Annotated in this window: 24 protein-coding genes and 1 tRNA gene; 11 read left to right on the forward strand and 14 right to left on the reverse strand. The window is 72.8% G+C overall.

What is annotated here, in order from left to right; genetic code table 11:
• Window positions 1-131 precede the first annotated feature (131 nt).
• Window positions 132-205: transfer RNA gene (locus VR894_RS13225), tRNA-Pro, on the forward strand.
• Between the two features lie 77 nt (window positions 206-282).
• Here VR894_RS13225 and VR894_RS13230 read toward each other — a convergent pair.
• The 3 genes from VR894_RS13230 to VR894_RS13240 are packed head-to-tail and all read right to left on the reverse strand — an operon-like array spanning window position 283 to window position 2476.
• A complete protein-coding gene (locus VR894_RS13230) occupies window positions 283-1116 on the reverse strand; it encodes an ABC transporter permease (RefSeq protein ID WP_324652241.1) in 834 nt (277 codons plus the stop codon).
• A complete protein-coding gene (locus VR894_RS13235; protein ID WP_324652243.1) occupies window positions 1113-2075 on the reverse strand; it encodes an ATP-binding cassette domain-containing protein in 963 nt (320 codons plus the stop codon). Before VR894_RS13235 ends, VR894_RS13230 begins: the two co-directional genes overlap by 4 nt.
• Complete coding sequence (locus VR894_RS13240) at window positions 2072-2476, reverse strand: isomerase (protein ID WP_324652244.1); 405 nt, start codon at window positions 2474-2476, stop codon at window positions 2072-2074. The genes VR894_RS13235 and VR894_RS13240 overlap by 4 nt, the downstream gene beginning before the upstream one ends.
• Before the next feature lie 127 nt (window positions 2477-2603).
• Between VR894_RS13240 and VR894_RS13245 the strand changes: the two genes are divergently transcribed.
• The 3 genes from VR894_RS13245 to VR894_RS13255 all read left to right on the forward strand — a co-directional run bounded on the left by VR894_RS13245 (window position 2604) and on the right by VR894_RS13255 (window position 4211).
• A complete protein-coding gene (locus VR894_RS13245) occupies window positions 2604-3416 on the forward strand; it encodes a helix-turn-helix domain-containing protein (protein WP_324652246.1) in 813 nt (270 codons plus the stop codon).
• A gap of 61 nt (window positions 3417-3477) precedes the next feature.
• Window positions 3478-3864, forward strand: a complete 387-nt coding sequence (locus VR894_RS13250; protein ID WP_324652247.1) for an SRPBCC domain-containing protein — start codon at window positions 3478-3480, stop codon at window positions 3862-3864.
• Window positions 3861-4211 (forward strand): nuclear transport factor 2 family protein, encoded by a 351-nt coding sequence (locus VR894_RS13255; RefSeq protein WP_324652248.1) that lies wholly within the window; start codon window positions 3861-3863, stop codon window positions 4209-4211. The genes VR894_RS13250 and VR894_RS13255 overlap by 4 nt, the downstream gene beginning before the upstream one ends.
• Window positions 4212-4230: 19 nt before the next feature.
• On the opposite strand, the gene VR894_RS13260 is transcribed toward VR894_RS13255, so the two are convergent.
• From VR894_RS13260 to VR894_RS13295, 8 genes are all read right to left on the reverse strand, one after another.
• Window positions 4231-7368: an effector-associated domain EAD1-containing protein gene (locus VR894_RS13260; protein WP_324652249.1), complete on the reverse strand. Its 3138-nt coding sequence runs from the start codon at window positions 7366-7368 to the stop codon at window positions 4231-4233.
• Window positions 7365-9341 carry a serine protease gene (locus VR894_RS13265; protein ID WP_324652251.1) on the reverse strand — a complete coding sequence of 659 codons (1977 nt, stop codon included), beginning with the start codon at window positions 9339-9341 and terminating at the stop codon, window positions 7365-7367. Before VR894_RS13265 ends, VR894_RS13260 begins: the two co-directional genes overlap by 4 nt.
• Entirely contained in the window at window positions 9338-10354 is a 1017-nt protein-coding gene (locus tag VR894_RS13270) for a serine protease (RefSeq protein WP_324652254.1), read from the reverse strand. Before VR894_RS13270 ends, VR894_RS13265 begins: the two co-directional genes overlap by 4 nt.
• 44 nt (window positions 10355-10398) lie before the next feature.
• Window positions 10399-11115, reverse strand: a complete 717-nt coding sequence (locus VR894_RS13275) for a sulfite exporter TauE/SafE family protein (protein ID WP_324652256.1) — start codon at window positions 11113-11115, stop codon at window positions 10399-10401.
• A 25-nt stretch (window positions 11116-11140) separates the two neighbouring features.
• Window positions 11141-12382, reverse strand: coding sequence for a hypothetical protein (locus VR894_RS13280; protein ID WP_324652258.1), 1242 nt, complete (start codon window positions 12380-12382; stop codon window positions 11141-11143).
• Window positions 12383-12407: 25 nt separating this feature from the next.
• The gene (locus VR894_RS13285) at window positions 12408-12662 is read right to left on the reverse strand and encodes a hypothetical protein (RefSeq protein WP_324652260.1); all 255 of its coding nucleotides are present in this window, start codon (window positions 12660-12662) and stop codon (window positions 12408-12410) included.
• A gap of 105 nt (window positions 12663-12767) precedes the next feature.
• Complete coding sequence (locus tag VR894_RS13290) at window positions 12768-14540, reverse strand: amidohydrolase family protein (RefSeq protein ID WP_324652262.1); 1773 nt, start codon at window positions 14538-14540, stop codon at window positions 12768-12770.
• Between the two features lie 170 nt (window positions 14541-14710).
• Window positions 14711-15517 carry an AfsR/SARP family transcriptional regulator gene (locus tag VR894_RS13295; RefSeq protein ID WP_324652264.1) on the reverse strand — a complete coding sequence of 269 codons (807 nt, stop codon included), beginning with the start codon at window positions 15515-15517 and terminating at the stop codon, window positions 14711-14713.
• Window positions 15518-15719: 202 nt separating this feature from the next.
• Between VR894_RS13295 and VR894_RS13300 the strand changes: the two genes are divergently transcribed.
• Window positions 15720-16115, forward strand: coding sequence for an HNH endonuclease (locus VR894_RS13300; RefSeq protein ID WP_324652266.1), 396 nt, complete (start codon window positions 15720-15722; stop codon window positions 16113-16115).
• A gap of 19 nt (window positions 16116-16134) precedes the next feature.
• Here VR894_RS13300 and VR894_RS13305 read toward each other — a convergent pair whose 3' ends face one another.
• From VR894_RS13305 to VR894_RS13315, 3 genes are read right to left on the reverse strand one after another with little or no spacing between them, the layout of a single operon-like run.
• A complete protein-coding gene (locus VR894_RS13305) occupies window positions 16135-17736 on the reverse strand; it encodes a helicase HerA-like domain-containing protein (protein WP_324652268.1) in 1602 nt (533 codons plus the stop codon).
• Between the two features lie 60 nt (window positions 17737-17796).
• On the reverse strand, window positions 17797-19395 hold the full coding sequence (locus tag VR894_RS13310) for a hypothetical protein (protein WP_324652270.1): 1599 nt from the start codon (window positions 19393-19395) through the stop codon (window positions 17797-17799).
• Complete coding sequence (locus VR894_RS13315; protein WP_324652272.1) at window positions 19392-20285, reverse strand: ABC transporter ATP-binding protein; 894 nt, start codon at window positions 20283-20285, stop codon at window positions 19392-19394. The genes VR894_RS13310 and VR894_RS13315 overlap by 4 nt, the downstream gene beginning before the upstream one ends.
• A 134-nt stretch (window positions 20286-20419) precedes the next feature.
• Between VR894_RS13315 and VR894_RS13320 the strand changes: the two genes are divergently transcribed.
• The 6 genes from VR894_RS13320 (at window position 20420) to VR894_RS13345 (ending at window position 25927) form a co-directional block, all read left to right on the forward strand.
• Complete coding sequence (locus VR894_RS13320; protein ID WP_324652274.1) at window positions 20420-20806, forward strand: hypothetical protein; 387 nt, start codon at window positions 20420-20422, stop codon at window positions 20804-20806.
• A gap of 257 nt (window positions 20807-21063) precedes the next feature.
• Window positions 21064-21921, forward strand: coding sequence for a DUF305 domain-containing protein (locus VR894_RS13325; protein ID WP_324652277.1), 858 nt, complete (start codon window positions 21064-21066; stop codon window positions 21919-21921).
• 9 nt (window positions 21922-21930) lie between these two features.
• Window positions 21931-22884: a polysaccharide deacetylase family protein gene (locus VR894_RS13330; RefSeq protein ID WP_324652278.1), complete on the forward strand. Its 954-nt coding sequence runs from the start codon at window positions 21931-21933 to the stop codon at window positions 22882-22884.
• A gap of 111 nt (window positions 22885-22995) precedes the next feature.
• Entirely contained in the window at window positions 22996-23565 is a 570-nt protein-coding gene (locus tag VR894_RS13335) for a hypothetical protein (protein WP_324652280.1), read from the forward strand.
• An 11-nt stretch (window positions 23566-23576) separates the two neighbouring features.
• Window positions 23577-24593, forward strand: a complete 1017-nt coding sequence (locus tag VR894_RS13340; protein WP_324652282.1) for a serine hydrolase domain-containing protein — start codon at window positions 23577-23579, stop codon at window positions 24591-24593.
• A gap of 113 nt (window positions 24594-24706) precedes the next feature.
• Window positions 24707-25927: an NAD(P)/FAD-dependent oxidoreductase gene (locus VR894_RS13345; protein ID WP_324652284.1), complete on the forward strand. Its 1221-nt coding sequence runs from the start codon at window positions 24707-24709 to the stop codon at window positions 25925-25927.
• Window positions 25928-26040: the final 113 nt, after the last annotated feature.

Genomic DNA, 26040 nt, shown 5'->3' on the forward strand with positions numbered 1-26040 from the left:
TGGACGGAGCCACTGGGAGAGCCGGACGGGGCCCGTCGACCACCGGTGTGACGCCACGCACAGGGGCCCCGTGGGTTTCGGTCACGGGGACTTCCTGCGGTACTCTCGTTCAGGTTCGTTCGCGAGCCGGACGGGCTGTGGCGCAGCTTGGTAGCGCACCTGACTGGGGGTCAGGGGGTCGTGGGTTCAAATCCCGCCAGCCCGACGCAAAAGCCCTGGTGAGAGCGTTTTTCTCACCGGGGCTTCGTCATGCGCGAGATGCCGGGCGCCAGGCCCTGTGACTCAGGTGCGTCGCCGGTATGCGGCGACCGCCAGCGGCGCGAGCACGACCACGAGGCCAAGCGACCAGAGCACCGAGGTCACGACGTGGTGGCCGGCGTCGCCTCCGACGAGAAGGCCACGGCAGGCCGCCATGGTCGCCTGGACGGGATTGATGTCGGCCCACGCCTGGAGCCAGCCCGGCAGAGTGTCGAGGGGAGCGACCATGTCCGTCCCGAAGGCCAGCGGAAAGATGCTCAGAGCGACGATCGACTGCACGACCGCCGTCTCCTTGATGACGACACCGAGGAGCACCCAGAGCCAGCTCAGGCTCATGCCGAAGACGACGGTGAGGGCGACGGCTGCGAGAGCCGAGAACGGGTCGGTCTGGACACGGAACCCGATGAGGGTCCCGAAGGCCAGTACGGTCGCGATCGCGACGACGTAGCGGACGACGTCGGCCAGGACCGACCCGATGAGGGGAGCGGAGCGGCTGATCGGGAGGCTCCGGAACCGATCGAAGATGCCCTTCTTGATGTCGATGGACAGGTTGACGCCGGTAGCGATCATGCCGGCCATGATCGCGGCGAGGACGAGGACGGCCGGGAGCGTGCGCTGCAGATAGGCGTCGGACGAACCAGAGACGGCGCCGCCGACCATGTAGACGAAGATCACGAGGAACATGACGGGAGCGATGACGGCGTCACTGATGCTGATCGGGTTGCGTCTGATCTTGATCAGATTGCGTCCAGCGAGCGCGAGGCTGTGCCGCAGAAGGGCGAATCGGCGCACAGGGGGCGCGTGCTGACCGGTGGAGCGCGCGGACGACTCGGGTGCACTGACGGACGGTGGGTTCACGCTGCCTCCTCGGTGTCGTTCCGCTCGGTCCCGTGACCGGTCAGCACCGAGAAGACCTCGTTAAGGCTGGGAAGGCGCAGAGCGAGCTCTGTCACGCGGACCCCTGCCCGCTCCAACCGGCGAACGGCCTCGGCGAACTCCCCGTCTCCATCCACCTGGACGGTGACCATGTCTCGGCCACGCGGCTCGGCCGGGCGGCCGGCAACCTCGCTGATGACCCGTGCAGCGTCACCGACTCGCTCCGGGTCCGTGGGGCGGACCTCGATGGTCTGGCTCCCGACGAGTGCTTTCAGCTCGGCTGCCGTGCCGTGCGCGATGACCGCGCCTCGGTCGATCACGACGATGTCGTCGGCGAGCGTGTCGGCCTCCTCCAGGTACTGCGTGGTGAGCAGCACCGTGCCGCCTCGCTCGGCCATGGATCGGACGGTCCTCCACACGTCGGCACGCTTGTCCGGGTCCAGGCCGGTGGTCGGCTCGTCCAGGCAGATGACCGGTGGGTCGCCCACGAGGCTCGCGGCAAGGTCGAGGCGGCGTCGCATGCCACCCGAGTAGGTGGACGCCTTCCTGGTCGCGACGTCGGTGAGGTCGAACCGTTCGAGCAGGTCGCTCGCTCGGCTGTTGGCATCCCGACGGCGCAGGTCGAGCAGCTCGCCGATCAGCACGAGGTTCTCTCGTCCGGTGAGGTCGTCGTCGACGGAGGCGTACTGGCCGGTCAGGCCGATCAGCTCGCGCACCCGGGCGGCGTCACGAACCACGTCGTACCCGCAGACCCTCGCGGAGCCGGCATCGGGGCGCTGGAGTGTGGCGAGGATGCGGACGGCCGTGGTCTTGCCCGCTCCGTTCGGTCCCAGCAGGCCGACGACGGTGCCCGGTCGCGCCGCCATGTCGACTCCGGCGAGCGCGGTCGTCGCCCCGAAGCGCTTGCCGAGGTTCTCGGCCTCGAAGGCGTGGGCCGTCATCGGTTCTGTGGTCGCCCGTGGTGCGCCGGCGGCCGGGGCGCGCGGTCGACAAAGGTGGCCACGGAGGTGATGCGGCCGTCGTCACCGATGGAGATCACGTCCGTGCCCTCGGCGAACGACGTCTCGCCGACCCTGATCTCCCACGGGAGGCGGGCACGGTGGTGATGCATGTCGGGCTCGGTCCGTGCGCGGAACTCGTAGTCGCCGACGTTGCCGACGAACTGCTCGGTGAACTCGGCCAGTGCCTCGACGCCTCGCAGTACTCCGGCGGGTGCGACGTAGGTCGAGTCGACGGTGAAGATCTCCCTGCCGGTGCGTCGCTGCTCCTCCGGCGGGGTGTTCCAGAAGCGCACATAGCGCGCAACGGTGTCCGCCACGTGTGGTGCGGTCGTGTCACTCATGTCGTCCTCCTGTGCTCGTCCGTGAGGCCGGGTGCCCCACGGCACCGAGCATGCCGAGGGTGACGAGGCGCGTCGATTACCTCAGAGGTAGTTGAGCCGAGCGCGTGACGCGGACGATCATGAGTCCGTGGACCACACGCAGGAACCGGTCGGCGAGCTGCTGCGCCGGTGGCGGGAACGTCGTCACCGGTCGCAGCTCGAGCTCGCGGTGGCCGCAGGTGTGTCAGCGCGCCACGTGAGCTTCATCGAGACCGCGAGGGCCACGCCGAGCCGCGACATGATCGAGCGACTGTGCGACGAGCTCGACGTGCCGCTGCGCGAGCGGAACACCCTTCACCTGAGCGCAGGCTTCGCCCCGATGTACCCGGAGCGGCCACTGGCCGACCTCGGCGTCGCCCGGTCGGCCGTCGACGCCGTCCTGCGCGGGCACGAGCCGCATCCCGCCATGGCGATCAACCTTCGCTGGGACCTGCTCGCGGCGAACCAGGCGATGCAGGCACTTCTCGGCGGTCTGGGTGAGCGGTTCCTGAAACCACCGGTCAATGGGCTTCGCGCCATGCTGCACCCCGAGGGGATGGCGTCCCGCGTGCGCAACTACGCGCAGTGGCGAGCCGCGACGTTGCGACGGGTCCGCCGCCAGCTCGAGCGCACCGCCGACGCCGGACTAAGGGAGCTTCTCGCCGAGCTCGAGTCGTATCCGACTCCAGTAACTCGCGACGAAGCGGAGACCCTCCCCGTCAACGACCTGGTGATGCCTGTCGTGCTCATGACCGAGGGCGGTGACCTGTCACTTCATCACGCGCTCACCGTGTTCGGCGCTCCCCGGGATGTGACTCTCGACGAGATCGCGATCGAGACCTTCTTCCCCGCGGACGAGCGCAGCGCGGACCTGCTGAGCCGGCTCACCCAGGCAACCGCGGGTGGTGCCCGGTCCACCTGAGCCGGTGGAGGTGGCCGCTGATGCGAGCAAGCGCCCGAGCTGCCGCACCCGCCGCTCACGCGTGAGGCGGGGCGATGCCCCGCGCGGCGCGTTCTGGGGTGGGGACCACGCGACCGTCGCGCCGGGCTCGGTGCGCGTGGACCTCCGGGTCGGCGGGACCTTCTCGCTGGAGACACGGGGCGCCGACGGCGGCGGTCGCCCGCTCCGCTTCCGGCACAAGGAGCTCGAGCCCCCGCGACGGCTGGTGCTGTCCGAAGCACGCACCGGCCTGCTGACCGAGATCCGCCTCGAACCGGCGGGTGCCGGGACCACCGTGGTGGTTCACCAGCGACGCGTGCCGCCAGAGCTCCGGACCGAGCAGGCGCGCACCGGACTCGCCGGGCTCCTCGCCCGGCTCGGGGACGTCGTCGACACGCTCCACGACGAGAGAGGGGAAGGACGCGCATGATTACTCAGCACGGCACAGTCGAGCGCTACCTGGAGGGCTTCGGGCGCAGCGACCACGAGGCGATCCTCGCCTGCCTCACCGACGACGTCGTGTGGCACATCCACGGACTGCGCACCACCCGCGGGACGACCGAGTTCGACGACGAGATCGAGAACCCCGCCTTCCAGGGGAGCCCCGAACTCACCGTGGAACGGGTGCTCGAGGCGGGCGACGTCGTCGTCGTGACGGGAACGGGCGGCGGCCGCCACCGCGCGAACGGGCCGTTCGCGTTCGCCTACAGCGACCTGTTCACGTTCCGGGACGGACTCATCGCCCAGGTCGACTCCTACGTCGTCCTGCTCGGCTGAGCAGGACGCGGCCACGTGCTCACAGGCCGCGCTCCACCAGCCACCGCTCGCCCATGAGTGCGCGGAGCGCCGGCTGCACGGAGCCGGCCGACGGATCGGTGAGCACGGCGACGAGGAGAGCCTCCAGGCTGCCCTCCCTGCTCGCCAGACCGAGCATCTCCCTGGTGATCCGCCGCGTCGAGCTGGCCCAGCTCATCGACTCGAGGTCGAGGCCGGCCTGTGAGGCGACCGAGAGCAGCTCGGTGCTCGTCGGGTATGCGGTGATGAGCAGCTCCTCGAGGCGCAGGACCTGCGGCTGCGACCAGTCGAGCGGTGCGTCGTGCTCCAGGTGTCCGACCTCGCTCGGACGGGCGTGGGCCGCGACGGCCGGGACGACTGCCCACCAGAGGTAGATCTCGCGCAAGCGTTCGCGGACCTCCAGCGGTGGGCTCGCCTGGCTCCACACGCGATCGATGAGGGTTCCGGCGTCCGTTCCCAGGCCCGCCAGGACCGACCACGCCCGCCGGACGGCGTCCGGGGACTCGCTCTCCAGCCGGAGCCCCGAGCCCCGGGCGAGCACGCCGGGCGGGTCCAGGGACATGTCCCAGACGGCGAACGCCTCGGCCAGCCGCCCGACGCGGACCAGATCGTCCTCGTGCCCCATCCCCACCCGCCGGACGGCCTCCCGGAGTCGCGCGGGCTCCTCTCGGCCGAACGCGGCCGCGAGCAGGCGGGCGAGCGCCGTGCTCGAGGCGAGCTCGCGCGTGGGGCTGCGCTGCATGAGTGACCGCGCCTCGAGTCCGAGCAGCCACTGCGCGTGCCCGTCCGTCAGCCCGGTGCGTTCGCGCAGGTTGATGCGGTTGAGGAGGAGCTCCAGCCGCAGGAGCGGGTGTCCGGCGAGGAGGTCGTCCTCGCCCGCCAGCCGGAGGCTGTCCTCCGCTGCCGCGGCCGCGCCCTGCATCTCGTGGAGGCCTGCGAGCCGGACGGCCGCGGCGGCGAACCGGGGGGCGTCGGCGGCTGCGCGAGCCGCCTCCACGTCCATCCGGGCGGCCGTCGTCGCGCCGGTCAGGTCGTGCTCGGCCTGCGCGAGGCGCGAGGCGACCCGGTGCAGGACTGTCCCCGGCGTACGGTCCGGTCGCTGGTCGAGCAGCCGGCGTGCCTCGGCCAGGCGCCCCTCGCGCAGCGCGGCGTCGGCGACCTGGAGCACGTGGCCCTCCCACGTCTCCAGGTCACGGTCCGCCGCCGCGGCGGCGGGCTCACGCGCCCTGACGCCCAGCCTCGCGGCGGTCGACGGTGGCAGGTCGTCCGCCGTCAGGTCCAGCCGGTGCAGCGTCTGGTCGTCGACCGACGCCGGTGACGCTCCGAGCGCGAGGCGGTGGTAGGCGAGCTCGACCGCGGCGGCGTCGTCGTGCTGACCGCCGTAGAACTCGACGGCACGCTCGTGGACCGTACGGACGAGGGCGGCGTCCTCGAGCCGCAACGCGGCCAGGGCGGGGACACGCAGCTCCTCACGCACCCGCAGCATGCCGTCGGCCGTCTCCGCGAGTGCCACCTCCGTGGAGAGCTGCCCGAAGAGGTCCGTCGCCGTGGACGCCGGTGGCGGGGAGAGCGCAGGCATCAGCACGCGTTCGACGAGCTCGACGGTGAGGTGGCGAAGCACCATGCTCGCCCGTGCGAGGCGGCGCAGGTCCTCGGTCTGCACCGGCGGCCGTGCGGTGATGTGGCCCAGCACGCGCTGGTAGAGGAACCCGCGGACGAACTCCGAGCGCAGGTGGTCGAGGGTTCGCGCGCGCGTGCTGGCGTCGGTGATGGCCTCGACGCCGTCGTGGGCCAGCACCCGGGCGGCGAGCCGGACCGTCAGCGGGATGCCGCCGACCATGGAGACGACCTCGCGCGCGAGGTCGTCCTCGACCTCGACCGGAGGCCGCCCCAGTCGCGCTGCCTCGGCCGTCACCAGGTGGCGGACGAGCGTGACCGCGGTGTCGCCCTCGAGCGCGCGCAGGTGGAGGCGGCGGTCGGGGCGGTCGGGGTCGAGGAAGACCTCCGCCGGAGCCCGCCCGGACACGATGAGGCGGAACCCGGGGAGCTCCGCGGCCAGCATGGCGAACAGGTCGCGGAGCTCGCGCGCACGCGTGGGCCCGTCCGTCCTGGGATGCGCCTTGTCGAGCACCTCGAGCTGCTCGAAGGTGTCCAGCACGACGACGAGCGCGCCGTCCGCGATCCGCCGCATCTCGCCGACGAGCTCGGTCGCCAGCTCCTGCCAGGAGAGCGCGGTGTCCATCCCCTCCAGGCCGGCTCCCTTCTGGCGCCGACGCTTGACGTCGGCCGTCCGCGCGAGCCGGCGTCGCTGGTCGACGCGCTGGGCGGCCACCTGGCGCATGATGTCGGTGAGGATGACCGCCGGCTCGCCGGAGGCCACGGTCGGTCGGTCCAGGTCGAGGTAGGCCCACACCCCGGCGTCGGGGGACTGCCTCTCGTACAGGTCCATGACGAAGCGCGCCACCAGCGTGGACTTGCCCACGCCGCCGATCCCGAACAGGACGAGCGGCGGGTCGTCCCACAGTGGTGCGGGAGCCTGGCGCGGACGCCGGTACTCGTGCAGCCGGGCGAGCTCGGCCTCACGGCCGACGCAGCCCGCCGCGGCGAGCCGCCGGACGGCACGCGTGACGTCCAGCAGCGCGAGCCGGCTCTCGATGGCGTCCCTGCCGGGCTCGATGTGCACCCCGCCGGTCTGCCGGGCGCGGGCGGCAGCCTCGGTGGCCCAGCGCCAGACCTCCAGGGACGCGACGAGCTCGTCCTCGGTCCGCTCCTCCACGGGCGGCCCGTGGCCGAGCACGAACGCGTCGAGCATCCGCTGGAGCGGCCCGTTCGTCGACGCCCGGACGGAGCGCCGCACGCGGGCGAGCTCGGACCGGCCCCCGCGCTCGAGGATCCGGGTGAGGGCCTCGATCCGTGGCCGGTCCGCGAGCACCGCGTCGCCCGAGGGCAGCTGCTGGCAGAGCAGCTGCACCACCGGCGACCCGGCCGTGTCGCCGGTGTCGGGGCCGGCGAGCTCCGGCACCAGCGACGGGCTGAAGGGCCCGAGGACTGCCAGCTGCTCGACGACCGGCAGCCGGGCCAGCTCCTCGCGCTGCTGCGCCTCGGCGAGGAGCGCCGCGGGGTTCGCGAGGTCGCTCACGTCGCGAGCACCTCCGGGAGGATCGCCGGCAGCCGCAGGGCCACCTGCTGGGGGTCGGGCAGCGGTCCCGGAGGGAACAGCTTGTCGAGCTGGACGGTGAGGGACGCCTCGTCGACCGTCCTTCTCTCGTCCCTGGCCCGGTCCCGCAGCCAACCGTCGACGTCGGTGCGCGTGAGGCCCACGGCGTCGTCGCGTTCCGTCCACGGGGCGTGCTCCTGCATGAAGGCCTCCGCCTCGCGCCCCGCGACGACGACCCGGAGGGGCACCTGTTCATCGCCGGCGAGGGTGATGAGGGCGTGGATCAGCTCGTCGACCTGCCCCTGCTTCACGGTGAGCACGTTGTCGACGCTGTCGAAGAAGATCCACCACTGCTCGGTGGAGGCCCGCAGGCGCGCCTCGACGGCGTCGACGAGCGTCAGCGTCTCGCGGGCGGCCTGGGCGTCGGTGTCGGTCGGGGCGATGACCCGCAGCGCCTTGAGCAGCTTGAGCCCGATCTCCGTCCGGATGCGGTCCCCGTCGACCTTGCCGATGTACAGCCGGAGGTCGATCCTCAGCGCCTCGATCCCCCTGGGGGCGGCGGCGCGGAGCGACGGGCAGGCGAGCGCGTGCTTGGCCACGTGCGCCGTGAAGGTGTAGGAGTGCGAGACCCCTGCGCCCCTGCTGGCCCCCACCACGGCCAGGGTGCGTCGTGCATCGCCCTCGGCCATCCGGCGGACGGTGGAGCGCAGGTTCCGGCGGTTGACGAACGGCAGGCTCATGATGGCCGTCGTGCCGAACGGGTCGACCTCGAGCGTGGCGGCACTGGGACCGGTCGGCGCTCCCTCGTGGAACAGCCCGGCATGGTCACCGGCCAGCAACCGGCCGGCGATGGCCGCGATCGGCACCCCCTGGTTCCAGTCGCCCCCGTAGTGGTGGAGCCCGACGAGCCGGCCACGCGGGTCGATGATGGCCGATCCGGAGGCACCCGGCAGCGTGTTCCCGCCGTACCGCATGCGCGTCTTGCGCTTGCTCACCCGGGGGGATCCGATCCGCGTGGAGTGCAGGTAGTCGCCTGCGGCGTGCTGGGCGATGAGGTACTCGTCGGTGGCCGCGTAGTTGTAGTCCTCCTGGCGCAGCGCGTAGTACCCGCGCGGCTCCTGGGGGAGCCGGGGCGGGTTCGGGACCGGGCTCGCCAGCCGCACGAGGGCGAAGTCGAGCCGGTCGTCGGGGGCGTCCCAGTCGGCACCGACCGTGCCGGCAGCCTCGGACTCCGTCGGCAGCAGTCCCGTGACGAGCTCGACGACGTCGACCCGGGTACCGGACTCGGCGTAGCTGCGCCCCGCGAAGTCGTAGTCGAAGACCGCGGTCGCGTGCGGGACCGGGTCCGGCGGCCAGCGGCGCCGGTCGAACACGTGCGCGGCCGTGAGCAGGAGCGTCTCACCGACGAGGAACCCGGTCCCCGCCGGTACGCCGGCGATCTCGATCATCGCGGTGCGGTGCAGGAGGTCCAGCTCGGCCTGGATCTGGGTGCGGAGATGGGGCATGCCCTGCGCGCCGGACACGACGGCCTGCAGCCGGCCCGGGCCGTCGTCGTCCGACGTCGCACGGCGCAGGCTCTCCAGCACGGTGTCGGGACCGTCGGTCGGCTCGGGCGGGAGCCCGAAATAGGTGACCATGCGCAGGTTGACCTTGTCGACCAGGTCCCCGAGCAGCAGGCGGAACGGGGCGTGGAACGGGGCCACCCTGGCGTCGTGAAGGACGTGGGCGGCGAGGTCGAGCACCCGCCCACGGGCCGACGCGGCGCCGAGGACGGTGGTCCACGCCTCCCGCACCGGGAGGTCGGGGGGAGCCGCGTCGTCGAGCCCGACGGCGGAAGCGGTCCGTTGCACGTCGTCCAGCCGGGGGTAGGCGTAGGTCAGCACGTCCACGACCCGGGACGGCTCCGCGGCACGCCAGTCCGTCTCCGGGTCCTGCCACCAGGCCGGGAAGGTCATGGGCCGCTCCACCCCGCGTGGTCGGTGAGGATCCGAGCGACGCGTGCCGCGGTGACGGCCTCGTTGCGCTGGCCCTGGATCCCACCGAAGTGCAGGGCCGCGGCCTTGCCGCGGTCCAGGTCGAAGACCACCGACCCGGAGTTGCCTCCCAGGGTGGTCGCGTCGTGGTGCAGCACCGGCAGGTTCCCGAAGAAGGTCACCTGGCCCGGGGCGAGGCGCTTGACGTTGAAGTGGCCGTCGAAGATGCGCTGCTGGTCCGCGACGTCGTTGCGGCTGTCGAACGCCGGGTAGCCGATGACGGCGACCCACGCGCCGGGCAGGACCGTCTGGACCTCCTCCTCCGTCATCAACGCGATCGGTGGAGGGACCGGCTCGTGGTTCTCGCCCTCGGTCTTGATCCGCAGGACGGCCACGTCGACCGAGTCGTCCGGCTCGATCCACACCACCTCCTTGACGCCGAAGCGCGACTCCTCGCCGCGGCCGAGCTCGTGGCGCCAGTCCAGCGTGGCCGCGACGGTCGTCCCGTCGAGGTTGCGCCGGAACGCGAAGCCGCCGTCGTCGCGGTGGGCGAACTCCGCCGCCACGTGACGGTTGGTGACGACGAGGTCCGGCCCCACGACCCATCCCGTCCCCACCCAGTCGAGGCGGTGGTTGCGCACGTCGATGCGGCCGACGCTCGGGATCGTCGTCTCGAGCACCGTGCGGGCACCCTCGAGCTTGTGGCCGATGACCTCGGAGTCGGGGAACTGGTCCGGCGGGACGGTGAACGTGGAGTCCTGGACGAGGTACACCGGCCGGCTGAAGCGCTCGATGATGGCCTCCAGCCCCCGGTCGCTGCCGGGCTGGTACCGGCCCTCCGCCATGCTCTCGGCCACCTCGGCGGCCCTGTCGACGTCGACCCCGCCGTCGAGGCCCTCCAGCCCGCCGGTGGGTGCGTGCTCCCTGAGCTCGGTGAACCGGTCGAGGAACTCCTGCTTGACGTCCTCGTCCGTGAAGATCTGCGTCGGGTCCATCGCTGCCTCCAAGGTGATGACATGAGCCGCCGGTCACTGGCGGCCTAGAAGCCGGCGACCAACCTCCCCGTGTAGCCGACCATCACGGCCCAGAACAGTCGGGTGAAACCCCGTTCCCCGACCACGCTGTTGAGACGCCGCCCGAGGAACGTCGCCACAAACATCAGGGGCACGCAGACGAGCGCCGTCAGGTACTCGGCCCGCCCGAGCAGCGTCGCCTCGGTCCACACCGCCGTCTTCGTGACGTCGCCCACCAAGGAGGCGATCGACAGCGCGCCGACGAGGTGGAGCCGGTCCAGGTCGAGGGACCGGACGGCGAGGCCCTTGAGCGGGCCGGAGGTGCCACCGAAGCCGGAGGTGGCCCCGGAGGCGAACGCGAGGACCGGCGTGCTCACCCGCCGCGAGCGCTTGAGCTCGAGGGACTCCAGCAGGAACGCGACGAGGAAGGTGACGATCACCACGATCGTGACGACGTTCTCCGGGGTCGCCACGAACAGCCGGGCCCCGAGGAAGGCCCCGAGAGCGATGAGCAGGACCACCGGGATGGAGCGTCGGATCGGCAGCGTCCGGCGGTAGGCGAACACCTTGACGACGTTGTTCCCGGCGAGCAGGAGTGCCGCCAGCGTCACCCCCGCCTTGGTCCCCAGCAGCAGTGCCAGCGCGGGGACGAGGATGAGGCTGCCCCCGAAGCCGGCCGCGGCCGACACGGTGAACGCCGTCGCGACCGCCAGGAGCACGACGACGATGGTCCAGGGCTCCATGGCTGCTCCTGTCGCACGTCACATCTCAGACCGTCTGGAGCGCGAAACGTACGACGCGCGGCACGATGTCGGTCCGGGCCTGACCTCCTTCGAGCGTGTAGCCGCTGGCCACCCAGGTGTCCGACTCCGGGTCGTGCTGACGGCACGTGAGGTAGTCCCCCCACTTGCCGTCACCGGGGGAGTCGCTTCCGAGGCGGGTGTACTTGCTCCGCCACGCGCCGGCGGAGTCGTCCCGTGCGCCGACGACGTGGCCGGGGTTGCGGTCGTTCCCTCCGTAGAAGGCGGTGAACCCCACGACGCCGTCCCGGTTGGTCGCCGCGGCCGGGTAGGCCCACGCCCGCGTGCTGCTCCAGAGGTCGGGCTGATCGGTCACGGTCTTGGCGGCCTCGTCGATGCGGACCACCCGGCAGTAGGCGTGCGGCCGGGCGTTCTGCGCGCCCGCGGTCCACGCGAAGGTGATCACGCCCGCACCGACCGCACCGGCGGTGATGCGCGAGTCGCACCGGGCGAGCCAGTCGGCGCCGTTCGGGGCGGTGGACGTGATGGCGGGGGACCAGGACGTCACGTCGAGGTCCCACCAGCTGATGCTGTTCTGACCGTCGGGCCATGAGAAGAGGCGCAGCGTGCTGGTCGTGAGGTTGTCCGCCCAGTACATCGTGCTTCCGGCGCCCTGGGTCAGGCGCAGGGAGCCGTTCTCGGTGGTCGACCACCAGGTGAAGCCCAGCGGGTCCGCGCTGGCGAGCGTGTCCAGCGGGAAGCGCATGACGACGGCGCGCTGCCACTGGTCGCTCGTGTTGAACACGTTGAAGGTGACGAAGAGGTTCTCGTCGGTGAGTGCGGCGTCGGGGTAGTCGAACCAGAGCTGGCTCCAGCCGCCGTCGAGGCCGCCCGGCGTGACGTCCCACCAGTACCAGCCGCCGGAGGAGAAGTCCGCGTCGCGTGAGACGGCGAGCCGGAACACGTTGGTGTTGTTGGCCTGGACGTACTGCAGGACCCAGATCCAGATGCCTCTGGCGGCGTCGTGCAGCACGACGTTGTCGCAGCACGGCAGGGAGTCGTGGGCTGCGGGTGGCAGCGTGGTGAAGAGGTCGACGTGCGTCCAGGTGGCGCCGTCGTCCGTGGAGCGACTGGCGAACCAGTTGCCGGTGACGTACACGTCCCTGTTCGACCAGGCGAGCGACGGTTCGCCCACCGTGGACGTCGTGTCGTTCGTCGCTGCGTCATCCAGTGCGGTGTTCTGCAGCAAGGTCACGTCGAACGGCGCCATGGGAACTCCTCTCGGGTCAGCGGCCTCAGGCCGGGTCGTCGGGGTTGGACTCCTCGCCGGAGGGAGGCGCGTCGTCGGGCGACTCCCGGCCCTCCTCCTCACGCATGCCCGGGCCTGCTGCCTTGCGGCGCTCCGAGATGCGTTCCTGTCGTGCGTTCAGGTCGACGTCGACGTCCCCCTGGGGGACCTCCCGACCCGCTCGTTCCGGCTCACCGAGCTCCGCGGTGCCGGCGCTCTCCGTGCCCCGGGGCTCCGGGGCCTCGCCTGACTGTTCAGTCATGTCCGCTCTCTCCAGGAAGTTCGGCAGCGGTGCGGGTCCGCGCCGCCGTGCTCGGGACTGACTCGTCGCGCGACGTCATCGTGGCGCCCCACCGTCACCCGTCCGTCACGGGTGCTCCAGCCAGGACGGCAGCGGGTGGTCACCGTAGAAGTCCACGAGGCGGCGGCGGTTGCGGTTGGCGAGGTCCGGCTCGTCGTCCTCCCCGGTGAGCCCGAGCCAGCGCAGGGCGTTCGCACCCATGAAGTCGCGGCGAGCCGTCTCACCGACCATCGCCTCGACCTCCCGGTCGACCACCGCGAGGAACGACCGGTGGTTCGGACCGGTGAGGTTCATCCAGAAGTCGCTGCCGAACATCACGCGCCGTCGGCGCGCGAGGTGGACCGGTTCCTCGGAGTCGCGGGGACCGAGGAGCGTGGACAGCAGCCGGATGAAACGGCGGCGGTACGCGTCGGCCGCCGCGACGTGGGAGTTGCCGATGTCGGCGTAGACGTGCGGGTACTGGTCGATGAGCTCCATGAAGCGGTACGGCCAGCTCGCCGGGCCCGGGGTTCCGTCCGGCCCCGTCCCGTGGAGGTGCCCGAAGTGCCCGAAGCACAGGCGCAGCTCCGGGTGGTCCGCCAGCACCGCTGCCCAACCGGTGGGGGCGGCCAGGTCCGCGTACCCGTCCTCGAACCCCACGCTGAAGGCCGCGTGCGTGAGCACCGGCACCTGCTCGACCTCGCAGTAGGAGTACAGCGCCCGCAGCGCCGCGTCGAGCCGGCCACCGACACGCTCACCGAACCGTGCGACGTTGCCCATGGGCAGGTAGCCGGCCGGCGGGTAGAGCTTGACTCCGACGAACCCGCCGACCTCGACGGCGTGACGCACCAGGTCCAGCGACCGCTCGACGCCACCGAGGTCGAGGCGGGCGGTGTGCCACGGCCCGGACGGCTGCCTCAGGCTGCGCGCCCGGCTCGGGTCGTACCGCATCCCGGGGTGATGGTGGTCCTCCGTCGTCGCCTGTGGAAGGTCGGCGTAGGGGATGTACGGGTTCGTCTCGTGGGAGGTGGGCTCCCACCGGCTCAGCTCCGACGTCGCCACCTCGCGGTAGGGGCAGTAGCCGACCATCGGGTGGAACCGTGCGTCCGGGGCGCCGGGGATCCGTGCCGTGATCGACATCTTGGCGAGCAGGGAGTGGATCGTGATCTGGGTGGGGACGTCGGTGGCCGGGACGTCCCGCGCCGTGTGGCTGAAGTCGACGAGGGCGGGCACGAAGAGCGAGACCTCGGGGTAGGTCGTCGCGAGCTCGGCGGCGATGACGTGCCGGTGGCGGGTGGCGAGCCGCAGCAGGGCGAGGTACCGGTGGGCGGCGCCGCGGACGGCACGCGCCTGTGCCCAGAGCGCGCCCGGGCTGAGCGACTCCTGCCCCGCCGGCGGGGAAGGCTCGTCCACCGGCGGCTGGCCCACGTCCGCGAGCCAGGCGTTCAGCTCGGCGCGCTGCTCGGGCGACGCCTCCGCGATGGCACCCTCCAACGCGCGGAGGGACCCGTCCTCGGTCGACGGCGCCGCCACCGTCTCCAGGGCGGGTTCCGCGACCGCCCGGATCGGCAGCATCGCGACGAGGCGGGCGTCGAGCTCCTCGTCGCTCAGCAGCTCGGCGCCCAGCGGCGCTGTCGGGGCGAGCGACTCGGTCCCGGTCGCGCCGCCCAGGCGGTCCAGGATGTACTGCATCTCGGCTGAGCCGGGCGCCACCCACTGCGTGAGGCGGTCCAACGGCTTGGAGAACACCCCGGTGAGCAAGGAGGGGAGCGGGGACAGGCGTCTGATGAAGCCGTCGACCGGCAGGTCCTCGGCGTTGAAGACGTGTGAGTGGCAGTCGACGACGATCGGTGTGCCCACAGTCGACCTCCGCGTTCGCTCACATCGTCCGCACGCGCCCTCGATCGGTCCCACGCTCGCAGTGCCGCGTCACCGCGGCGTCACGGCCGCCCCGGCGAAGAACGTGCCTCGGCGGCTCGCGGTCGGGCCGAGGAGCGCTGTCGTCGGGTCCCGGCGCGGGCCCGCCTGGGTCAAACAGGGGCACGCGTGGCGAGGTGGCCGTCGGGGCGACGGTGACCGTTCGACGTGCCGTCCGCTCCAGTGCTGTCGGCAGTGACGACGAGCCGGGTCAGTCCCGGACTGGGGTCGATGCGCAGCTCCCGACGCACGAGCTGCCGGTAGCGCACGTAGAGGCGCCGCGCCTCGACGAGGTTGTGCTCGGCGAGGTGGGCCTCGATCAGCACACGTTGCGCGCTCTCCCGAAGTGGTTCGACACCGACGGCTGCGGTGGCCGCCTCGATGGCCTCGCCGCACCGTCCTGCCGTGACGAGCTCGCGACTCAGCTGCTCGAGGGCGTGCAGGAGTCGTTGACGGATGCGCTCGCGCTCGAAGGTCACCCAGTCGTCGTACCACCCGGGCAGCAGCTCCATCGCGTGGATGTCCCACGGCGGGACGTGCAGGTCTGCGGCCGTCGGCCGCCCACCGATGAGCCGGGTGGCCCACCTGCTGAAGAGCTCGATGTCGGAGGTCGTGCCCGGCCGCAGCCACAGGGCGAGCTTGTCTGCCTGGACGAGGTCGATCTCCGCCCGTTTGAGCCGCCAGAGCGCGGACCGCAGGTTCCCCGCCGCGCGTTCGTCGTCCCCGTCCGGCCACAGGGTGCCCGCCACGTAGCGGCGGTCGAGTCGTCCGGCGTGCAACGCGATGAAGACGAGCAGCCGTTTGCTGCCCTCGGGCACCTCGATGTGTCGCCCGGCGCGCACGACGTACGGGCCACCGAACAGACACAGCGTCCCCGGCGCGGTCGGCGCCTCGGTCGGACGGGCTGCATGGTCTGTCATGGCTGCCCCGCTGCTCAACAGTTCACGACCGTGCGCGGCGCTGCCTGAGCGGAGTGTCGCGGTGGCCACGGCCCGTCACCCGATCGTAGCGGCGCCGAGGTCACTCGCTCTAGTCCGTCTTGTTCACCTCCCGCGCCACCCGGGCCTCGGCGGAGCCCCCTGCCGGGTAGCCCCGACCCGTTGCCCGCGCCACGCTGTCGGTGTGCCCCAGCTCCCGCGTCCCGCGCGCCTCGACGGTGCGGTCACCGCCCAGGGTGGCCGGTGCTTCTGGTGCGGGCGGGCCTTCGGACCGCTGGTGCCGCCCACGGTGGACCACGTGGTGCCGCGGGCGAGGGGCGGGCCGTCCTGGGCGGAGAACGAGGTGGCGGCGTGCCACCGGTGCAACGCCCAGCGCGGGCACCGGTCGCCCGTCGAGTGGCTCGAGGAGTGCCTCCGCCGGGGCTGGCCGGTGGAGGTCGCCGCGCTCGACCGGGTGCTCGAGCGGCTGGATGCGGCCGTCGGCGAGCGCGGCGGGCAGCGTCGTGCTCGTCCGTACCTGCGCGGCCAGCTCCGGAGGTTGGCGGGGATCATGCCCGAGGACGGCAGCAGGCAAGGCTGACGCGGCGAGGCGACGCCCGTCACCGCCGCCGGCGTCGCGTCCCGAAGATCGAGCGGGTGATCTCGCGACCGATGACGGTGCCCGCCGACCGGAGCATCGACCTCATCACGGGGGAGTCCAGCACCTGTCCGACCATCCCGTCGTCGCTGCCCCGCGGCGTCGGCCCGGACCGCTCGGGTGCACGTGTCGTCCGGGGTCGCTCAGCGGCCACCCGGTCGGCGTCGCGCTCGATGGCGGCGACGGCCTCCGCGAGCTCCGCCTCCTGACGCAGCCGAGCGGCGAGCATCTCGTGGGCGGACTCCCGGTCGACCGGCTCCACGTACCGGTCCCGCAGCGCCGAGGCAGCGACCACCCGGTCCAGCTGGTCCTGGTCGGACGGGCCGATGCGGCTCTGCGGCGCCCGGAGCATCGTGTGGGCCACGGGCGTGGGTGCGCCCTTCTCCGACAGCACGGTGACGACGGCCTCGCCCGTCCCGAGGGACGGGATGAGCTCGGCGAGGTCGTAGTCGCTGAACGGGAAGGTCGAGACGGTGGCGCGGAGCGCCTTCGCGTCGTTGGGCGTGTGCGCCCGCAGCGCGTGCTGCACGCGGTTGCCGAGCTGGGCGAGCACGGACTCGGGGACGTCCGTCGGGGTCTGGGTGACGAAGAAGATCCCCACTCCCTTGGACCGGATCAGCCGCACCGCCAGTTCGACGGCGTCGAGGAACGCCGGGGAGGCGTCCTCGAACAGCAGGTGGGCCTCGTCGAAGAAGAACACCAGGGCGGGCTTGTCCGGGTTGCCGACCTCGGGCAGGTCCTGGAAGAGATCGGCGAGCAGCCACATGAGGAAGGTGGAGAAGACCACCGGCTTGTCCTGCACGCCGGGCAGCTCGAGGCAGCTGATGATGCCCTTGCCGTCCGACGTCAGGCGCATGAGGTCGGCCGTGTCGAACTCCGGCTCGCCGAAGAACACGTCGCCACCGGCCGCCGACAGCGCCACGAGCTCGCGGAGGATCACGCCCGCGGTGGACTTCGCGAGGCCGCCGAGCCCCCTGAGGTCGTCCTTGCCCTCGTCCGAGACGAGGTGCTGGACGACGGCACGCAGGTCCTTGAGGTCCAGCAGCGCCAGCCCCTGCTGGTCGGCCCAGTGGAAGACGAGCCCGAGGCTCGACTCCTGCGTCTTGTTCAGCCGCAGCACCTTGGCGAGCAGGGTGGGGCCGAAGTCGGTCACGGTCGCCCGTACGGGCGTCCCGATGCCCTCGCCGCCGAGGTTGAGCAGCTCCACCGGGTACGCCGTCCCCGCCCAGTCCTGCGCGAGGGCCCCCATCCGCTCGTCGACCTTCCCGCCGCCGACGGCGGGAGTCAACAGCCCTGTGAGGTCGCCCTTGACGTCGGCGAGGAACACCGGGACGCCCGCGTCCGAGAGCTGCTCGGCCAGCACCTGGAGGGTGACCGTCTTGCCGGTGCCCGTCGCCCCGGTGACCAGGCCGTGGCGGTTCAGCGACGCCAGCGGCAGCCGGACGACGGCGTCGGGCACCACGCGCCCGTCGTCGACCGCCGCCCCGAGGACGACGCTCGGCTCGGCGAAGGCGTACCCGTCACGGATCGTGTCCAGCTGGCTGCTGCGCTGCGGCTCGCTCACACGGGTGACGATAGCCGCAGGAGTCGCGGCCGGCCCGCAACTCGGCGGTGCCGGTCGGGCTCACGCCTCGAGGTCGCGCCGCCGGTAGCCCGCGAGCCCGACCGCCAGGAGGGCGGCGGCAACCACGGTCGTGACGACGACCGGCAGCCAGCGCATGTCCTCGACCGGAAGCTGGGGGAGCCGGGCGAACGGCGTCAGCTCGAGCAGCCAGTCGGGGAGGCTGAGCAGCGCCCCGATCCACGTGATCACCAGGGACCAGCCGACCACCAGCCAGGCGATCCAGCCGGCCTGGGGCACCCACCCGTGGAGCAGCAGGCCCAGGCCCACCACCAGCCACACCCCGGGGAGAAGGGCCGCTGCGCCGGCGACGACGTCGGTCACCACGGCCCAGGAGCCGTCGTCCACCGCCTGGGGCACCGCCAGCAGCGCCCCGCAGACCAGGAGCAGCACCGTCGGTGCGCCGAGCGCGAGGAGCGTGTGGGACAGCGCGAACCGGGTGCGGCGCACGTCCGTGGACAGCACGATGCCCGCGCGCCCCTCGGTCTCCTCGTGCTGGAGCCGCCCGAGCAGCTGCAGCCCGTGCGCCGCGATGACGAGCACGAGGATGCTCAGCATGGCGACGTAGAAGCCCTGGGTCAGCTGCTCGGCCCCCGCGCCCATTCGGAGCAGGAGCTCCTCGAGCTGCGGGAGGTCGCTGAACATCGCCGCGAAGCTCGGGGTCAGCGAGCCGATCGCGCCGGCGAACACGGCCAGCGCCACCGCCCACGCCAGGACGGTCCCGCGCTGCAGCCGCCACGCCAGGCCCGACGGCGACGACAGGAGCTCGCCTGCGGTGGGCGGACCCGGCCGCGGCAGCCACGGGCCGGACCCGTGGTCCCGTCGGGCCTCCGCCCACACGGCCAACGCCACCAGGACGGCGGTGAGGACGGCCGGGAGGAGGAGCACGGACCACCGCTCGTCAGCGTAGGGACGGGCGAGCGCCATCCACTCCACGGGGGACGCCCACTGCAGGCGGCGCAGGGGGCTGTCCGCGGGGACGCCGTCGGCCACCGCCCGCACCAGGTACGCGACCCCCAGGACGGCGAGGCCGATCCCGCGAGCGGCGCGGGCGGAGCCGGTCAGTTGCGCGGCCAGCGCGCCGACGCCGACGAACATCCCCGCGGTCAGCGCCACGCCCAGGCCGAACGCCGCGGACCCGGTCGGGTCGGTGCCGACCGCCACCATCGCCCCGCTGACGAGCAGCCCGAGCAGTGTGCAGGCACCGAGCCCGACGAGGGTCGCGGCGGCGAGCGGCGCGTGCCGGCCGACGACGCCGGAGCGCAGGAGCTCGGTGCGCCCGGCCTCCTCGTCGGCGCGGGTCAGCCGGACCGTCCCGAGGACCGACATCACCCCGGCGAGGGTGGCGACGAAGGTGCCCACCCGCCAGACCGTGAACCCGCCGGGCTCGGTGAGCGAGAAGGGCGGGCCGAGCATCGCCCGCATGGTCGGGTTGTTCGCCAGACCCTCGATGACGAGCCGTCCCTGGCCGAGGTCGGGCACCACCTGCTCGTACGCCGCGGCCGTCGCGGGCACGACGACGACCAAGGCGAGCAGCCAGACGGTGAGGAACCAGCGGTTGCGCCGGAGCGCGAGCCGGACCAGCGTGCCCAGGCCGCTCATCGGGACGCCGGCTCGTCCTGGTAGTGGCGCAGGAACAGCTCCTCCAGGCTGGGCGGGCTCGAGGCCAGGCTGTGGACGCCGAGGTCGCCGAGCCGGGAGACCAGCGCGGCCAGGTGGACGTCGTCGACCTGGCACTGCAGCCGGGGTCCGTCGACAGTGACGTCGTGGAGGCCGGGCAGCCCGAGCAGGTCGTCGGGGACCGGACCGGGCAGCTCGGCGACGATCTGGGTACGGGTGAGGTGGCGCAGCTGGGAGAGCGTGCCGGTCTCCACGACGCGACCGGCCCGGATGATGCTCACCCGGTCACACAGGTGCTCCACCTCGGAGAGGATGTGGCTGCTCAGCAGCACCGTGCAGCCCTCGCGGCGCTCGTGGACCACGGCACGGAACTGGGCCTCCATGAGCGGGTCGAGCCCGGCGGTCGGCTCGTCGAGCAGCAGCAGGTCGGCGTCGGAGGCCAGGGCGGCGACGAGCGCGACCTTCTGGCGGTTCCCCTTGGAGTAGGCGGAGCCGCGCTTGCGCGGGTCGAGCTCGAAGCGCTCGATGAGCTCGTCGCGCCGGACGCGGTCCAGGCCACCCCGCAGCCGACCCAGCAGGTCGATGACCTCCCCTCCGGTGAGGTTCGGCCAGAGCGAGACGTCGCCCGGGACGTAGGCGATCCGCCGGTGCAGCTCGGACGCCTGGGACCACGGGTCACCCCCGAGCAGCCGGACGGACCCGGAGTCGACCCGCAGCAGGCCGAGCAGGACCCGGACCGAGGTCGACTTGCCGGCGCCGTTCGGGCCGAGCACGCCGTGGACCTCACCATCGGCGATGTCGAGGTCGAGGCCGTCGAGAGCGACGGTCGAGCCGAACCGCTTGACCACGTCCCGCATGACGACGGCGCTCATGGCGCGAACGGTACTCCCGCGGACGCGCACGTGGGGTGGACCCCACGGTCGGTGGGTGCCACGGACGGGACGTTGGTCGCTGGCCGTGCCGGTGCCGGTGAGGATCCTGGGGAGTGAGGGGAGGTGTGATGGCAATGAAGCTGAGGAAGAAGGACGTGCTCGCTTTGCTCATCGGCGCGGCGATCGCGGTCCCGTACGTCGGCTACCTGCTCAACGGCTCGATGCCGTTCGTCCGGGACCCGCGCGGGATGGCGGCCATCGGTCTGGTGCTCGGTGCCGCCGCGTTCGCGGTGATCCGCCGCGGTGACCCGGTGGACCGGCTCGGCAAGGCGGAGATCGCACTCGCAGTGGTCGTCCTCGCGCTCGGCGTCGCCGCTCTGGCACTCGCCGAGACGGCGGCGGCGGGGGTGTGGCTCGCGGTGTTCATGGGAGCGATCCTCGTGATGCTCGTGGTCGAGCTCGCCGACCACGTCGGCGTGGTCCCCGGACACGAGGTCCGGGGTCAGCGCCAGCTGGCATAGCGACGAGGGCAGCGACCGCACGGGCGAACGTGCCCGTGCGGTCGCTGCCGTCCGCCCGTGGCGGCGTCGTCGCGTGCCGGGACCTTCGCCCCTCGTCCCGAGCCGGTACGGAGGGGCATGATGAGAGTGCCTCTGTCCATCTGCCCGCTCTCGGGCGGGCCGCCCACCGAGGAGTGGTCGCGATGAGGTCTCACGCAGAGACGCGGGCGCGTCCTACCGGGGCGCCGCGTGGAGGGTGGTGGAGGCGCGCAACGGTCATGACCGCGGTGACGCTCGCGGTGAGCGGGCTCGGCGCGAGCGCGGCCGGCGCCGCGAGCGAGTGCCCGTCTGCAGGTGTGTGCCCGGCAGTCGAGGCGAGCGCGCGGTCGGGACCGGGCATGCAGGTCGGCCGCTGGACCACGGACGTGTGGTTCGCCGTCCGCATGGCCGAGCACCACGCCGACGCCGTCGAGATGGCGGAGCTGGCCGTCGCGCGGTCGGCGCGTGACGAGCTCCGAGACCTCGCGGCCGAGATCGCCCGTTCTCAGGCCGAGGAGATCGTCCTGCTCCGTGCCGCGGCCGAACGGCTGGGTCGACCCGAGGACGGGCCGGTCATGCCGCAGCACGGACACCACGGGGGTGTCGATCTCGGTGCCCTCTCGGGCGAGGAGCTCGACGAGGCCTTCCTCGTCGCGATGGTCCGGCACCACCGGATGGGCGTCCACATGGCACAGGTCGAGCTCGCGCGGGGGAGCGATCCCGAGCTCCGGGCCCTCGCCGAGGTCATGGTCGAGGTGCAGACCCGGGAGATCGACACGATGCGGGACTGGCTGCGGACATGGTTCGACCTCCCCGCCGTGGACGTCGGACCCCGAGGCGCAGACCCGTCGTCGCGTCCCGTTCCGGGTGGGCACCGGGCGGGGCACCCAGGCGCGGGTGTGCCGCCCGGGCCGCGTCACCACGACGACGCACCGGAGCCGGGTCCTCGCGAGGAGGCGCTCGGGCCGCGCCACCACGACGACGTACCGGGGCCGGGTCCTCGCGAGGAGGCGCCGGGGCCGCGCCACCACGACGACGCACCGGGCCCGGGCGCCGAGGGCGTCCGGCACGACGGCGCTCGTCACGGCCGCGGCTGAGGACCTGACATGCTCGCGGCTAGCGCGGGACCCACGAGCGGTGGGCGGCGCCGGGCGCGCGTGCTCGGCCTCGTGCTCACGGTGGTCCTCGGGGCGTGCAGCGCGTCCACGGGCGACCCGGCCGACCCACCGGCAGGGGCGACGACCGGGACGACGGCGAGCCCGTCCGCGGAGCGGTCGCCACCCGAGCCGCCGTCGCCCGAAGCGTCCTCGCCGCCCACCGAGCACCCCCCGGCGCCGCAGCCCGCGCCTTCCACCGAGCCGCCTCGCGAGCCGACACCCCGCCCGACGCCGGAACCGGCACCGCCGGAACCGGCGCTGCCGGCCGCCTGGCGAGGGGTCGACCTCGAGCGGATCGCGACGCAACGGCGGGTTGTGGCGCTGACGTTCGACGGCGGCAGCTCCGACGCCGCCGTCTCCAGCATCCTCGGCACCCTCGACCGCTACGACGCTCCCGCGACGTTCTTCGTCACCGGAGCGTTCGCCCGCAGCTACCCGGACAGCGTGCGGGCGATGGCGCGTGCCGGGCACCCCGTGGGCAACCACAGCGACACCCACCTCGCCTACCCGGACCTGACGAACGCCCAGATCCACGCCGATCTCGCGGCCGCGGAGTCGGCGATCACGGCGCTGACCGGACGTCCGGCACGCCCACTGTTCCGATTTCCTTACGGGGCGCGCACCGACGCCGACATCGCGGTCGTCAACGACGCCGGGTACCTGCCGGTGCGCTGGACCGTGGACTCCCTGGGCTGGAAGGGGACGAGCGGAGGCCTCGACGCCGGCGCGGTGGCCGGGCGCGTGCTGTCCGGAGCAGTCGCCGGACAGATCGTCCTCCTCCACGTGGGTGCCAACCCCGACGACGGGACGACGCTGGACGCCGACGCCCTGCCCGCCATCATCGAGGGGCTGCGCGCGCAGGGGTACGAGCTCATCGACCTCGCTGACCTCGTGAACGGCTGAGCGGCCCGGGAGCGCGCCCGCGCCCGCTAGGCTCGCGCCCCGTGCGGCGGCCTGCGGTGGCCCGCACGGAACACGGACCACCGACACCGCCCGGACGGACAGGTGCACCGCATGCGCGTCGCAGTCATCGGGCTCGGTGACATCGCCACGATGGCCTACCTGCCCGTGCTCGCCGCGACACCCGGTGTCACGCCGGTCCTCGTCTCCCGCCGGCGTAGCACCGTCGAGCCCGTGGGGAGCGGTACCGGATCCCCGAGCGCCTCACCGCGCTGGACGAGGCCATCGCCTCGGGGCTGGATGCGGCTACCCGCGTCGTCGCCCTCGCGAACGAGCTCGGCGTCGCTCGCCGTCGGGTTCAACCGGCGGTACGTCCCGGCGTACCGGACACTCGCGCACTGGCCCGACCGCGACGTCGTGACCCTCGACGGCCGACGACGCCAGGTGGTCGACCTCGCCGACGTCGTCGACCTCGTCGGCGAGGAGCGAGCCGTGCGACGGGACGGCTGGCGACCGGCGACCGAGCTGCGGGGCTTCACCGCCATGTGCGGCGAGTTTCTCGCCGCGGTGACGGACGGACGCAGGCTCGACGCCGGCGACGCGCTCGTCACGTACGCGGTGTGCGAGCGGATCGTCGAGGCCATCGGGCAGGCGGAGCGCCCGGGAGCACCGGTGCCCGCGTAGCCTTCCCTCCCGTGGACATCGACACCTCGATCCTCGACGACGCCGTGGCGGCCGCTGCCTTCACCGGAGTCGTCGCCGTCGACGTCGGCGACCGCCGCGTGCTGGAGCGCTGTGAGGGCTACGCCCACCGCGCGCTGCGGCACCCCGTGACCGCGCGGACCCGGATCGCGGTCGCGAGCGGCAGCAAGGCCTTCACGGCTCTCGCCGTCATGCGGCTGGTCGAGGACGGCGTGCTGGGGCTCGACCAGCCCGTGCGCGAGCTGCTGGGGGAGGACCTGCCGCTCATCGACGACGGCGTCACGCTCGAGCACCTGCTGAGCCACACCTCCGGCATCGGGGACTACCTCGACGAGGACGCCGACTGGGAGGCGTCGGACTTCGTGCTCACCGTGCCGGTACACAGCCTCACCACCGCGACCGCCTTCCTGCCGGAACTCGCCGGCCGGGAGCAGAAGTTCCCGCCCGGAGCGCGGTTCTCCTACTGCAACGGCGGCTACATGGTGCTCGCCGTCCTGCTCGAGCGGGTGACCGGCGAGACGTACCACGACGTCGTGCGGCGCCTCGTGCTCACGCCCGCCGGGCTCGCGGCCACCGACTTCCTCCCGCTCAACGCGTTGCCGGCCGATGCCGCGCTCGGGTACGTCCACGACGACGGGGACCTCGCCAACACGCTGCACCTGCCCGTGCTCGGCAACGGCGACGGCGGCGCCTTCACGACGGCGGCCGACCTCCACCGCTTCTGGTGCTCGCTGCTCGACGGCGCGATCGTCTCCCCACAGGGCGTCGCGCAGCTGACGCTGCCCCGCAACGACGTCCCGGAGGAGGAGCTGCGCTACGGCATGGGTTTCTGGGTGCACGGCACGGCGTCGGCGCTCATCCTCGAGGGCTACGACGCGGGCGCCTCGTTCCGCTCGACCCACGTCATCGGGACACGGACGACGGTGAGCGTGCTGGGCAACAGCTCCGAGGGAGCCTGGCCGGTCATCGGGGCGCTGGCGGACGTCATCGACGCCGAGCTGGCGCGCTGACGCGACGCCACGACCGCGCGCCCTTGCCCTGTGCCCCACTCCTCGGAAGGCTGTCGCACACGGGGCGCCGACCCGGCGGCCCGAACGGCCCGACGAGAGCCGGGGGAGCCGAGATGGACGAGCCGAGGTCCGTCGTCGTCGTCGGTGGCGGGCTGGCGGCGGCGAAGGTCGCGCAGGGACTGCGCGAGGGCGCCTTCCCCGGTGCCGTCACCGTCATCGGTGAGGAGCGCGAGCTGCCCTACGCGCGGCCGCCGCTGTCGAAGGGCTACCTCACCGGCTCCCAGACCCAGGCCGGCCTCGGCGCGCGGCCGCCCCGATGGTACGTCGAGAACGACGTCGACCTCGTCCTGGGCTCACCGGTGACCGCGCTGGACCTCGATCGCCGGACCGTCGTCACGGGTGACCGGACGGTGCCGTTCGACCGGCTGGTCCTCGCCACGGGGGCGAGCCCGCGCAGACTCCCCGCCGCCCCGGCCGGTGGGTCCGTGGCGTACCTGCGGACCATCGAGGACGCCGAGCGTGTCAGGGCCGCGCTGCGGCCCGGCAACCGCATCGCGCTCATCGGTGGTGGGTGGATCGGCCTCGAGGTGGCTGCCGCGGCCCGCAGCGCCGGGTGCTCGGTCGTGGTGCTGGAGGCCAACGACCGGCCGCTGCAGCGGACCCTCGGGCCGGAGGTGGCCGACGTCCTCGCCACGCTGCACACCACGCACGGTGTCGACCTCTGGACGGGCATCTCGATCGCCTCCGTCAGGCGGGTCAGGGACGACGTCGTCGTCCGGCTCGGGGACGGGACCTCGGTGCGGGTGGACCTCGTGCTCGTCGGCGTCGGCGCGCGTCCGAACACGGCCCTCGCCGAAGCGGCGGGGCTCGAGGTGAGCAACGGCGTCGTCGTCGACGAGTGGTTGCGCGGCTCCCACCCCGGTGTGCTCGCGGCCGGAGACGTGGCGAGGGCGTACCACCCGCGGCTGGGCCGGCACGTGCGCGTCGAGCACTGGGACAACGCCGTCGAGCAGGGACTCGCCGCCGCCCGCACGATCCTGGGCACGGGCGGACCGTTCGACCACCTGCCGTACGTGTTCTCCGACCAGTACGACGTCGCCATCGAGTACGTCGGGGACGTCGGCCCGGAGGGCTACGACGACGTCGTCCTCCGCGGCGACGTCGCGGGACGGGTCTTCACCGCCTTCTGGGTGCGTCGCGGCAGCGTGGTCGCCGGCATGCACATGAACGACCGGGACGCCATCGGCCCGGTACGCGCAGTCGTCGCGGCCGGCCGGGTCGACCTGCGCGCGCTTCGCGACCCCCGGGTGCCCCTGGGCGAGATCGCCGGCTGACTGCCGCGGGCCCGCCGCGTATGGCAGGCGGCCCCGCGGCCGCACACGACTCGACTGGACAGCAGGCCAGGCCTCCCCGCAGGCTGCGGCGAGGACGTGCACCCCGGCACGCC

Origin of the sequence: Georgenia sp. H159, assembly GCF_035607575.1 — a bacterium.
Classification (GTDB): domain Bacteria; phylum Actinomycetota; class Actinomycetes; order Actinomycetales; family Actinomycetaceae; genus Oceanitalea.